This window comes from Anaerotignum sp. (assembly GCF_030625865.1).
Classification (GTDB): Bacteria; Bacillota; Clostridia; order Lachnospirales; family Anaerotignaceae; genus Chakrabartyella.
Genome location: NZ_DAOUQB010000027.1, coordinates 14,946 through 27,072 on the forward strand (window position 1 = coordinate 14,946; position 12,127 = coordinate 27,072).

Annotated in this window: 8 protein-coding genes; 7 read left to right on the forward strand and 1 reads right to left on the reverse strand. The window is 39.7% G+C overall.

The annotated features are described in order from the left end of the window. Nucleotides 1-3: 3 nt before the first annotated feature. The 7 genes from P9Q65_RS09060 (at nucleotide 4) to P9Q65_RS09090 (ending at nucleotide 10,775) form a co-directional block, all read left to right on the forward strand. Complete coding sequence (locus tag P9Q65_RS09060) at nucleotides 4-1,383, forward strand: FtsW/RodA/SpoVE family cell cycle protein (protein ID WP_304509087.1); 1,380 nt, start codon at nucleotides 4-6, stop codon at nucleotides 1,381-1,383. Further along, entirely contained in the window at nucleotides 1,376-2,785 is a 1,410-nt protein-coding gene (locus tag P9Q65_RS09065) for a peptidoglycan D,D-transpeptidase FtsI family protein (protein WP_304509088.1), read from the forward strand. The genes P9Q65_RS09060 and P9Q65_RS09065 overlap by 8 nt, the downstream gene beginning before the upstream one ends. A 1,081-nt stretch (nucleotides 2,786-3,866) precedes the next feature. Then, nucleotides 3,867-4,646 (forward strand): acyl-CoA dehydratase activase, encoded by a 780-nt coding sequence (locus tag P9Q65_RS09070; protein ID WP_304509089.1) that lies wholly within the window; start codon nucleotides 3,867-3,869, stop codon nucleotides 4,644-4,646. A gap of 15 nt (nucleotides 4,647-4,661) precedes the next feature. Continuing rightward, the gene (gene lcdA, locus P9Q65_RS09075; protein WP_304509090.1) at nucleotides 4,662-5,930 is read left to right on the forward strand and encodes a lactoyl-CoA dehydratase subunit alpha; all 1,269 of its coding nucleotides are present in this window, start codon (nucleotides 4,662-4,664) and stop codon (nucleotides 5,928-5,930) included. Nucleotides 5,931-5,946: 16 nt separating this feature from the next. Continuing rightward, nucleotides 5,947-7,071 carry a 2-hydroxyacyl-CoA dehydratase subunit D gene (locus P9Q65_RS09080; RefSeq protein ID WP_304509092.1) on the forward strand — a complete coding sequence of 375 codons (1,125 nt, stop codon included), beginning with the start codon at nucleotides 5,947-5,949 and terminating at the stop codon, nucleotides 7,069-7,071. A gap of 111 nt (nucleotides 7,072-7,182) precedes the next feature. After that, the gene (locus P9Q65_RS09085; RefSeq protein WP_304509093.1) at nucleotides 7,183-8,757 is read left to right on the forward strand and encodes an acyl CoA:acetate/3-ketoacid CoA transferase; all 1,575 of its coding nucleotides are present in this window, start codon (nucleotides 7,183-7,185) and stop codon (nucleotides 8,755-8,757) included. Nucleotides 8,758-9,215: 458 nt separating this feature from the next. After that, complete coding sequence (locus P9Q65_RS09090) at nucleotides 9,216-10,775, forward strand: S-layer homology domain-containing protein (RefSeq protein WP_304509094.1); 1,560 nt, start codon at nucleotides 9,216-9,218, stop codon at nucleotides 10,773-10,775. 216 nt (nucleotides 10,776-10,991) lie between these two features. On the opposite strand, the gene P9Q65_RS09095 is transcribed toward P9Q65_RS09090, so the two are convergent. Next, nucleotides 10,992-11,993 carry an isocitrate/isopropylmalate dehydrogenase family protein gene (locus P9Q65_RS09095; protein ID WP_304509095.1) on the reverse strand — a complete coding sequence of 334 codons (1,002 nt, stop codon included), beginning with the start codon at nucleotides 11,991-11,993 and terminating at the stop codon, nucleotides 10,992-10,994. Between the last annotated feature and the right edge of the window lie 134 nt (nucleotides 11,994-12,127).

The following is a 12,127-nucleotide window of genomic DNA, read 5'->3' on the forward strand; positions in this document are numbered from 1 at the left end:
GATATGTTAGATCTGTTGATTATGCTTAGCAGATATTTGTTTATCTTTTATATTGGTTTCTTTTTATGGCAGGGCATTGTTTATATTGCTTATGAACAGGGCGGTTTTTTGGGTAGTCCATATCATGCAATTTCAATTCAAAGACGCCTTATTATTTTGATGCACATAACAGCTTTTTTGATTTTAGCTTATAATCGTGACACGAGGATATACGATTGGCAAACTGTATTATTTGGTGGTGCGGGCTGTATATTTTTATTGGCAGCCATTCATTTTTTGGATCGCTTTTATTATGAAGGCTGCCCTCTTATTTGGACAGGAATGCTGTTTTTAATGGATATCAGCCTGATTATGTTGCAGAGGCTTGCCCCCACCTTAGCATACAAGCAATTAATGTGGATGGTAGTTGGGCTGATCGGTATGCTTATGCTTCCGGCCTTTTTCCGTTTGATTCCACGTTTTGAGATTTTTGAATGGGCATTTATTAGCATCTGTTTTGGATTATTGTTATGTACAAAAATATTCGGTGTGGAACGCCATGGATCAACAAACTGGTTGAGCATTGCTGGTTTTACCTTTCAACCCTCGGAGTTGGTAAAATTTTTATTTATTTTTTACCTTGCCAGCGTTTTTCGTAAAAGGATTGAATGGAAGGAATTTATTATTACCGGTGCGCTTAGTGCAGGCGTTGTTTTGCTTTTGGTATTGCAAAAGGATCTGGGGAGTGCACTGATTTTCTTTATGACATATATGGTTATGTTGTATATTGCCACGGCAAATGAGTTTTTGTTTTTTTTAGGGATGATTGGCGCAGGAGGTGCGGCTACCTTAGCATACAAAATTTTCTCCCATGTACGGGTACGTGTTGCTGCATGGCAAAATCCTTGGGCGGATATTGATAGCGGCGGATATCAGATTGTAAATTCTCTGTTTGCTATTACAACATGGGGGCTTTTGGGCAGTGGACTGACCAAAGGAATGCCAAAAAGTATCCCTGTAGTAGAGAGTGATTTTATTTTTGCTGCCATTTGTGAAGAGTTTGGCGCGCTGTTTGGCGCAGGGGTAATTTGTATTTTTATCATGCTTTTATACCGAGGTGTAAGAGTTGCCTTAGATTGCGAACGGAGATATTATAGTATTTTAGCGGTAGGTGTGATAACAATGCTGTGTTTTCAGGCCTTTGTTATCATCGGCGGTGTTATTAAACTCATTCCGTTGACAGGGGTGACTCTTCCTTTTGTAAGCTATGGTGGTACTTCCGTTTTAGTCAGCCTGATGATGATGGGGCTTTTGCAATGGGTTTGCGTTTACTGTGAGCAGCACGATGCAGATGAAGAGAACCCTTCTATTTTAGAAGCGGAAGGGGGGCAGAATTATGAATAATATGAAAAGAAGTATTCGGCGTATTTTTTGGCTATTGGTTCTGTGCTTTTTCCTCTTATTAGGCTACGTGGGTAAACTGGTTCTGATAGATAAGGAGGGGATTTCCACCAACGCATATAACACGAGACTGCGTTATGTGGATAATACTATCCGCCGAGGAGATATTATTGATATAGATGGGGAAGTTTTGGCAACTAGTGTATTACAGGATGATGGAACTTACACCAGAAAATATCCACGTTCTCGTATGGCAGCCCATATTACAGGGTATAGTAGTGTCGGTAAAACAGGAGTGGAAGCGGCTGAAAACTTTGAGATGATTACGCTGCACAATGAGTTCCTTCAGCGAGTAATGGGAATTGCCGCAGGAAAGGAACTGGTAGGGAATAGCGTTGTGGTTACGGTGGATATGGATATTCAAACTATAGCGGGAAATTTGCTTGGTAATGCAAAGGGAGCAGTTGTGGTAATGGAGCCGTCTACGGGGAGAATTCTGGCATTGCAGGCGTACCCTGATTTTGATCCGAATACCGTTGCGGCGAATTGGGATGCTTTGAAGGATGACGAGAACAGTCCTCTGGTTAACCGGGCTACCCAGGGTCTATATCCCCCGGGGTCTACGTTTAAACTGGTGACATCTCTATCTATTATGGAAAATATTCAGGATTGGCAAACGAAAACCTATGAATGTACAGGGGAAGCAACTTTCGAAAATAAAGTGATTCACTGTTACAACAACAAGGCACATGGAACTGTTGACTTAAAACAGGCTTTGACCGTATCGTGCAACTGCTATTTTTCTCAAATGGTGACGGAAATTGGCCCCGAGAAACTGCGGGAGATGATGGATCGGGTTGGTATGGAAACACCCTCTGGATTTGATTTGGCTTATAGCCAAAACAGAATTGGACTGGAAGGGGATGCAACGGACAGCGAACTGGTAGAAACTTCCATTGGACAGGGGGAAACGGCAGTTACACCCTTATATATGGCTATGCTTGCATCGGCTATTGCCAATGAAGGAATTATGATGCAACCTTACATTATAGATCATATTCAGTATGGTAACGGCAAGGCGGGAAAATACACTGTACCGAAAAAGCTGACTCAAATTTGTACAACAGACGAGGCGGCAATTTTACAGGATATGATGGTTTCCGTTGTGGAGAACGGAACAGGAAGGGCTGCATCCGTAAATGGAGTGACGGTTGCCGGAAAAACCGGTACTGCAGAGAATGCCACGGGAAACGATCATTCATGGTTTGTAGGCTTTGCCCCGGCGGAGGACCCGAAGGTGGCGGTGGCAGTGGTAATTGAAAATTCCAATGCATATGGCAGTGCGACGCCCATCGCCGGAAAGGTGATTCGTGAGGCGCTTAATCAGTTGGAGAATAAAGAATAGCATTTGTATTGAAAAATGTTACAGTTTCGAAAGGAAAAAAACTCATTTTATGTATATTTTTTATACATGAACAAAGAATCATATTGTTTTTTGTATTAAAAAAAGGACATAAAACTATTTTTGCATGCGTTTCTCAGACAAAAGGGGTTTTCAATGAAAGCAACGGTGCAATCTATGCTTCTTTTTTAGGAAAAAGTTAGTTTTTAGCACAGGTTTAACAGAATAAGCGAAAGAATTTTGCATATTTTTTAACAAAAAATTGTGAAATAAAAAACTTCTATGCTTTGGAAAGTGGTGCTGTAGGTTTTTAATTATGCACAATGGTGTAAGAATTTTTTTTGTTGAGAAGTTTAAATTGACACTAGAAAACTATAAAACATCAATGTTTTTCTATGGAAAACAGAATGAACAAATCTACTTTAGCAAAAAGCATAGACTGCTATTTTTATGAACTCAGGGATAAGCCATTATCAAAGAAAAAACAAATGGTTATTGTATCACTAAATTTATGAGAAAGCCTGAAAAAACTGGGGGATTTAACGATTTTTTTTTGATGCATATTTTTGATAAAAGACCCTATAGTGAAGTTGGTTTTTTATTTAGAGAAGTCGGATTTAATAAACGTAAGAGATTTTTAGTTAGATCAAAATTGGGATTGACAAAAAATGAATTTATATCTGGATTTTTTGCGAAATAAGGAATTAATATTTCTATAAAACTTTTACACGTTTCCTTTGTCTTAGTATTTTTTTGATAATAATAAATTTTTAACAATTTGGGTTGCAATAAAAATTTAATAGTGTTATAATCAAGACGATAACAGGAAGATTCATGCAAAAGCATGATGAAATTCTTTATTTATGGGCAATTGCTTATATTCTTTAATAATTACCCTAATAATTATTGAGTATAAGTTTTTTCTGTTGCCATAGTAATTTATCTTTATTATAATTATAATGTATAGTTAATTTGGAAAGTTTTAGGAGCAAAATAACGGGGTGCTTTTGAAACTTATTAAATTAAATATTCGAGTGCATAATCGCATGGTAAATACAGTTAGATATATGGAGGAGGACAAAAGATGTACACAATGGGCATAGATGTTGGATCCGCTTCTTCAAAGGCAGTAATTTTGAAGGATGGAAAAGACATTGTAGCTGCAGAGGTTGTTCAGGTAGGAACAGGCTCTACGGGTCCTCAGCGGGCTCTTGAGTTGGCCTATCAGGCAAGCGGACTGAAAAGGGAGGATATCTCTTTTGTGGTCGCAACTGGTTATGGCAGATTTAATTTTACTGATGCCGATAAACAGATCAGTGAAATTAGCTGTCATGCAAAAGGTATTTATTTTTTGGTACCCACTGCACGCACCATTATTGACATTGGCGGGCAGGATGCAAAAGCAATCCGCTTGGATGACAAGGGTGGTATCAAGCAGTTTTTTATGAATGATAAATGTGCGGCAGGTACAGGGCGTTTCCTAGAAGTAATGGCAAGAGTACTGGAAACAACCCTGGATGAAATGGCCGGATTGGATGAAAAAGCTACGGATACTGCACCTATTAGCAGTACTTGTACAGTATTCGCTGAATCTGAGGTTATCTCTCAGTTATCCAACGGTGTAAGCAGAAATAACATCATTAAAGGTGTTCACCTTTCAGTTGCCAGCAGAGCTTGCGGTCTGGCCTACAGAGGCGGCTTGGAAAAAGACGTAGTAATGACAGGCGGCGTTGCAAAAAACGCAGGCGTAGTCAGAGCGGTAGCTGGTGTATTGAAAACAGACGTAATTGTGGCACCAAATCCACAAACGACAGGCGCGCTGGGTGCGGCGTTGTTCGCATATGAAGCGGCTCAAAAAAAATAAGAAAGAGGGATTAGAATGAGTTTAACACAAGGCATGAAAGCAAAACAGTTGTTAGCCTACTATCAGAACAAGGCTGATCAGGATGCAAGAGAAGCAAAAGCAAGAGGCGATCTTGTTTGCTGGTCTGCTTCCGTAGCTCCCCCTGAATTCTGCGTAACAATGGGTATTGCGATGATTTATCCTGAAACCCATGCTGCAGGCATCGGCGCAAGAAAAGGCGCTATGGATATGTTGGAAGTTGCAGACAGAAAAGGCTACAACATTGACTGTTGTTCTTATGGTAGAGTAAACATGGGCTACATGGAATGCCTAAAGGAAGCTGCAATCACAGGTGTAAAGCCTGAAGTTTTGGTTAACTCTCCTGCAGCAGATGTTCCTCTGCCTGACTTAGTAATTACATGTAATAACATCTGTAATACATTGTTGAAATGGTACGAAAACCTTGCAGCAGAGCTGGACATCCCTTGCATCGTTATTGACGTTCCTTTCAACCACACAATGCCTATTCCTGAATATGCAAAGGCTTACATTGCAGATCAGTTTAGAAATGCAATTTCTCAGTTGGAAGTTATTTGCGGTAAATCTTTTGACTGGAAAAAATTCAAGGAAGTTAGAGATCAGACACAGCGTTCCGTATATCATTGGAACAGAATCGCAGCTATGGCTCAGTATAAACCATCTCCTTTGAATGGTTTTGATCTGTTCAACTACATGGCATTGATCGTAGCTTGCCGTTCCTTAGATTATGCTGAAATAACATTCAAGAAATTTGCTGATGAATTGGAAGAAAACTTGAAAGCAGGCATCTATGCATTCAAGGGTGCAGAAAAAACTCGCTTCCAGTGGGAAGGTATTGCAGTATGGCCTCATTTGGGTCACACATTCAAGGCTATGAAGGGACTTAACTCTATCATGACAGGAACAGCTTATCCTGCACTGTGGGATTTGCACTATGATGCAGATGATGACTCTATGCACTCTATGGCAGAAGCTTATACAAGAATTTATATCAACACTTGCTTACAGAACAAAGTGGATGTTCTTTTGGACATTATGGAAAAAGGCAAAGTTGACGGTACTATCTACCACCTGAATAGAAGCTGTAAGCTTATGAGCTTCCTGAACGTTGAAACAGCAGAAGTCATTAAAGAAAAGAATGGTTTGCCTTACGTAAGCTTCGATGGCGACCAGACAGATCCTCGCGTATTCTCTCCCGCACAGTTCGATACACGTGTTCAGGCTCTGGTTGAAATGATGGAAGCCAACATGGCAGAAGCAGAATAATAAGGAGGAGAAAACGATGAGTAAAGTAGAAGCTATTTTATCCCAATTAAAAGACATTGCCGCAAATCCTAAAAAAGCAATGGATGATTATAAAGCTGAAACAGGTAAGGGCGCTGTAGGTATTATGCCTATTTATGCTCCTGAAGAAATGGTACATGCAACAGGTTATTTACCTATGGGTATCTGGGGTGCGCAGGGTAAAACAATTTCCAAGGCTCGTACATACCTTCCTCCATTTGCTTGTTCAATTATGCAGCAGGTTATGGAGTTGCAGTGTGAAGGCGCTTATGATGACCTTGCAGCTGTAATTTTCTCTGTACCTTGTGATACATTGAAATGTTTAAGCCAAAAATGGAAAGGTACATCTCCTGTAATCGTATTTACACATCCTCAGAACAGAGGCTTGGAAGCTGCCAACGAATTTTTGGTAACAGAATATGAATTAATCAGAAAGCAGTTAGAAGCTACTTTGGATGTAAAAATTACAAATGTTGCATTGGAAAATTCTATCGCTGTTTACAACGAAAATAGAGCAGTTATGCGTGAATTTGTAAAAGTTGCAGCAGAATATCCTCAGGTTATCGACGCTGTTAGCCGTCATGCTGTATTTAAAGCAAGACAGTTTATGTTGAAAGAAAAACACACAGCACTTGTGAAAGAACTCATTGCTGAAGTTAAGGCTATGCCTGTTCAGCCTTGGGATGGCAAGAAAGTTGTTGTTACAGGTATCTTGCTTGAGCCCAACGAATTGCTTGAAATCTTCAACGAATTCAAAATTGCTATCGTTGATGATGACTTGGCTCAGGAATCCAGACAGATCCGTGTTGATGTTCTGGATGGCGAAGGTGGCCCTCTTTACAGATTGGCTAGAGTATGGCAGCAAATGTATGGTTGCTCCGTTGCTACCGATACAAAGAAAGGCCGCGGCAAGATGTTGATCAACAAAACAATCCAGACTGGTGCAGATGCTGTCATCGTTGCTATGATGAAATTCTGTGATCCTGAAGAATGGGATTACCCTGTAATGTACAGAGAATTTGAAGAAAAAGGCGTTAAGAGCTTGATGATCGAAGTTGATCAGGAAGTTTCTTCTTTCGAACAGGTTAAGACTAGATTGCAGTCCTTCGTAGAAATGCTGTAATTTGAACAAAACGTTGCTGAAAAACTTTACACTGGGGTGGGTGACTGCCCCGGTGTATTGTAATAAGCAGAGATACAAAAAAATGATTAGGATTTAGGAGGATTTTCGACAATGAGAAAAGTTCCCATTATTACCGCTGATGAAGCTGCAAAGCTCATCAAGGATGGTGATACAGTTACAACAAGTGGTTTCGTTGGAAACTCAATCCCCGAAGCTCTTGACAGAGCTGTGGAAAAAAGATTCTTAGAAACAGGCGAACCCAAAAACATTACTTACGTTTATTGTGGTTCTCAAGGTAACAGAGACGGAAGAGGCGCTGAGCACTTCGCTCACGAAGGTCTTTTAAAACGCTACATCGCTGGTCACTGGGCAACAGTTCCTGCTTTGGGCAAAATGGCAATGGAAAATAAAATGGAGGCTTATAATGTATCTCAGGGTGCATTATGCCATCTGTTCCGTGATATTGCGTCTCATAAACCAGGTGTATTTACTAAAGTTGGTATTGGTACATTTATCGACCCTAGAAATGGCGGCGGTAAGGTAAATGATATTACCAAAGAAGATATTGTTGAATTGGTAGAGATTAAGGGTCAGGAATATTTGTTCTACCCTGCTTTCCCTATTCATGTAGCTCTTATTCGCGGTACTTACGCTGATGAAAGTGGTAATATTACATTTGAAAAAGAAGTTGCGCCTCTGGAAGGAACATCCGTATGCCAGGCTGTTAAAAACAGTGGTGGTATCGTTGTGGTTCAAGTTGAAAGAGTAGTGAAAGCTGGTACTCTTGACCCTCGTCATGTAAAAGTTCCAGGAATTTATGTTGACTACGTTGTTGTTGCTGATCCAGAAGATCACCAGCAATCTTTAGATTGTGAATATGATCCAGCATTATCAGGCGAACATAGAAGACCTGAAGTTGTAGGAGAGCCAATTCCTTTAAGTGCAAAGAAAGTTATTGGTCGTCGTGGTGCCATTGAATTGGAAAAAGATGTTGCTGTAAATTTAGGTGTTGGTGCACCTGAATACGTAGCAAGTGTTGCTGATGAAGAAGGTATTGTTGATTTTATGACCTTAACTGCTGAAAGTGGTGCTATTGGCGGTGTTCCTGCTGGTGGCGTTCGTTTTGGTGCTTCTTATAACGCTGATGCACTGATTGATCAGGGTTATCAATTTGATTATTATGATGGTGGCGGTTTAGATCTTTGCTATTTAGGATTAGCTGAATGCGATGAAAAAGGCAATATCAATGTATCAAGATTTGGTCCTCGTATTGCTGGCTGTGGCGGTTTCATCAATATTACACAGAATACACCCAAGGTATTCTTCTGTGGTACATTTACGGCCGGTGGCTTGAAAGTTAAAATCGAAGATGGCAAGGTTATTATTGTTCAAGAAGGTAAGCAGAAGAAATTTATAAAAGCTGTTGAGCAGATTACTTTCAATGGTGATGTGGCTCTTGCAAATAAGCAACAGATTACTTATATTACAGAAAGATGCGTATTCCTTTTGAAGAAAGATGGTATGCATTTGTCTGAAATTGCACCTGGTATTGATTTGCAGACACAAATTCTTGATGTTATGGAATTCGAACCTATCATTGATAGAGATGCAAACGGTGAAATCAAATTGATGGATCCAGCTTTGTTTGGAGAAGGCTTGATGGGTCTTAAAGAAATGAAGGCTTGATTCTTGCATTTTGAATAGAAAACTTTTATCCCCCTGTATTTCCAAGGAAAACGGGGGGTTTTATATTAGAAAAACGCAAGAAAAAGTCGGATTTTGAATTTTTTTTGCGTTTTTTTAATATTATGGTATAATATTTGTGGTTTTTAAAAATTTTTATGCAAGTGGGGATATCTGGAGGTAGTTTGCTTTTATTTGGGAAAGCATGTTCAGTAAATTTTCTGAACTTAAATATACTAAGAAGAGAATTTAAAGTGTCTAAGTTAGCATGAAATGCGAGTGAATCAAACCACTGATAAGTGCAGTTTGTTTTTTGGTATATTATACTAGATTATGGTGAAGAATATATCTTGTATTATATGCCAAATAAAAGATGAGATTGCAACAGTTCTGATAAATTTGCGTTCTTATTTTCAGTGAATTGAGATGGTTTGAAAAAAGATGTTAGAGAGGATGATAGCATGAAGCGACTTATTGCAGTAGCCATGGCGCTGCTTATGATAATGGGCTCTACTGTACCTGTTTTCGCAGATATTGTAACTAATGCTGATCCATGGGCGGAGGCTTCTATGGAATACGCATATAATCAGGGGTTGGTTTCTGAAGGAGATCTTCTGGATGCGAAAAGAAACATTACAAGACTTGAGTTTTGTAAGATTGTAGTGCTTTTATATGAGAATACCAAAGGAGAAAAGTTAGCCCCTAAAAATAAAAGCCCTTTTATAGATTGTGACGACTCGGCTGTTATTGTCGCCTATGAAGCGGGTATTATCAGCGGAACAGTGCCAAATAAGTTTGAGCCAAATAAAAGCTTAACTCGTGAGCAACTGGCAATTATGCTCAATAGAATTTTAAATGCATGGGATATTACATTGGCTCCCGGAGCAGGGCAGTATGCTTTTTCTGATATTTCCATTTTAATGAAGTCATCTATTGAAATAATTAATAAAATTAAAGCGGCAGGAATATTGGTAGGGGAAAATGACGGAAAATTTTATCCTATGAGAGAGCTGACGTTCCAAGAAGCGGTGATTGGCCTTGTGAAAGCATATCGTTATGCTGAAAAAAATATTCGTTTTGATGCTAACAATAATATTACTGATGATAAAGAAAACGAAGCCGTGAATGAAGAGGTAGTTTCAAAAGAAAAGCCTATGGAAGAAGAGGAAGCTTCTGTTGTAGAAAGCCAGAAAAATACCTTTGATGCAGAGACTGTGTATATCAATGAAAAGGCTATATCTTTGGAAGAAACATCGGAACAGCTGACAAAAGATTGGGGTCAGCCGGATCGTATTGATACTACGGTTTATGGGCTAAAACGGTATGTTTATATTGGAGATTATGATAACTACTTTTTTGTTACGTTAAAAGAAAATAAGATTGTAGAAGTTTTTGTACCCACAAAGCATTTCTCTTATTTGGGCACTGTAGGTGAAGGAACTTCAGCAGATATTAAAAAATTAAACTTTATCAGCTTGGTAGAGCATAGCGGCATTATTGAAACCGATACTACACATGCAAGTATTCCTCTGGATTATGAGGGGACAATAAGGGGAATTTGGCTGCGGGATAGAGAGTTTGCCTATGGCAATGACTTGCAAAGCGGTTTGACTGTTTCTGAGCGAGAAATCGTAGAAAAGGAATTACTTGATTTAATCCAAGTCAAACGGAAAGAACAAGGATTGCCTCTTTTAACGGAAGTACCGAAACTTTCTGTGGTTGCCGTGGCACATAGCAAGGATATGGTGGAGAACGATTATTTTGGTTATACAGGAAGTAATGGAAGTAATCCCTTTACCAGAATTATTGCCGGAAAGATTCTTTTTACAAGCGCTTCTGAGGTTATTGTCAAACAAAGGGGCGATGTTACTAACGTTTATCAGCAGTGGATTCGAACTGCAGCACAATTTCAGGGATTACTTGACCCCTCTGTGGATTCCATAGGCGTGGGCGTTGGGCAAAAAGGCAAAGACCTTTATGTGACCCTGGATTTTTGTGGTGGCATCGTGATCAATAATTGAAAAAGGCACCTCTCTTTGGGATGGAGAAAATCTGGTCAAGGGCGAGGTGCTATTTATATAAAAAGGATAGTCAATAATTTTTTTGAAAGAATAGGAATTTGACAAAGAAAAAGCCCGTTGATTGCATATAAGATTTGTTTGACAAATCTTTGCGTCACGGGCTTTTTTATGAAATATGTTTATTCCATTATTTTAAAAAGAACTTGATTTTTATAATTAACTGAATGCGGCAATAATTGCATCGGCAAATTCTTCTGTGGAGGCAGTACCCCCCATATCTACTGTAAGAATGGATCCTTCGCCGATTACTTTTTCTACTGCCATTTCGATGCTTGCCGCAGCTTTACTTTCACCTAGATGTGCAAGCATGAGAGAAGCGGAGAGGATTGCTGCAGTGGGGTTGATTTTATGCTGTCCTGCAATGTCGGGTGCAGAACCGTGTATAGGCTCAAAAATTGCGCCATCTACACCGATATTTGCACTGGGAGTTAAACCAAGGCCCCCAACTAAACCTGCACAAAGATCGGAAACAATGTCACCATAAAGGTTGGGGCAAACCAGTACATCATAGTCCTCAGGGTGCATTACCAATCGCATACACATAGCGTCCACGATGCTGTCATTAAACTGAATTTGTGGGTATTCTTTGGCAATTTCTCTGGCGATATCAAGGAACATACCATCGGTACACTTCATAATATTTGCTTTATGAACAGCGGTTACTTTTTTTCTGCCTTCTCTTACTGCATACTCAAAAGCATAGCGGATAATGCGCTCGCAGCCCTTTCTGGTAAAAAGCTTGATGCTTTCCGCGGTATTTTCATCTACCATACGCTCGATACCGGCATAAAGATCTTCTGTATTTTCACGAACAATGACTAAATCAATATTCTCGAATTTTGTGATAACCCCAGGATAGGTTTTCGCAGGGCGAACGTTTGCGTATAAATCAAAGGTCTTTCGCAGGGCAACGTTTACACTGCGGAATCCTGTTCCAACAGGCGTGGTGATAGGCCCTTTTAAGGCAACTCCTGTTTTACGGATGGATTTAATGGTTTCATCGGGCAGTGGGGAGCCGTATTTTTCAATCATCGCTGCACCTGCTTCGGCCAGTTCCCATTGTATGTCAACACCGGTTGCTTCCACAACCTTTTTTGCTGCTGCAATTACTTCGGGGCCACTGCCATCACCTGGAATTAATGTAACATGATATGCCATTTTTCTTTCCTCCTGCAATATAAGCAAATTATGGATTTTAACGTAAGTTAGGATGCTCCTCGAATGGAAGGAACTCCAAATTATATTTATACAGGCTATGTTTTCTCTGAATAGTGTGTATCATAGCGCTAAAA

Bases quoted from the DNA above. Each gene is read 5' to 3' on its own strand.
- P9Q65_RS09080 (WP_304509092.1), top strand. From the start codon at position 5,947: ATGAGTAAAGTAGAAGCTATTTTATCCCAATTAAAAGACATTGCCGCA.
- P9Q65_RS09070 (WP_304509089.1), top strand. From the start codon at position 3,867: ATGTACACAATGGGCATAGATGTTGGATCCGCTTCTTCAAAGGCAGTA.
- P9Q65_RS09085 (WP_304509093.1), top strand. From the start codon at position 7,183: ATGAGAAAAGTTCCCATTATTACCGCTGATGAAGCTGCAAAGCTCATC.
- P9Q65_RS09060 (WP_304509087.1), top strand. From the start codon at position 4: ATGTTAGATCTGTTGATTATGCTTAGCAGATATTTGTTTATCTTTTAT.
- lcdA (WP_304509090.1), top strand. From the start codon at position 4,662: ATGAGTTTAACACAAGGCATGAAAGCAAAACAGTTGTTAGCCTACTAT.
- P9Q65_RS09095 (WP_304509095.1), bottom strand. From the start codon at position 11,993: ATGGCATATCATGTTACATTAATTCCAGGTGATGGCAGTGGCCCCGAA.
- P9Q65_RS09090 (WP_304509094.1), top strand. From the start codon at position 9,216: ATGAAGCGACTTATTGCAGTAGCCATGGCGCTGCTTATGATAATGGGC.
- P9Q65_RS09065 (WP_304509088.1), top strand. From the start codon at position 1,376: ATGAATAATATGAAAAGAAGTATTCGGCGTATTTTTTGGCTATTGGTT.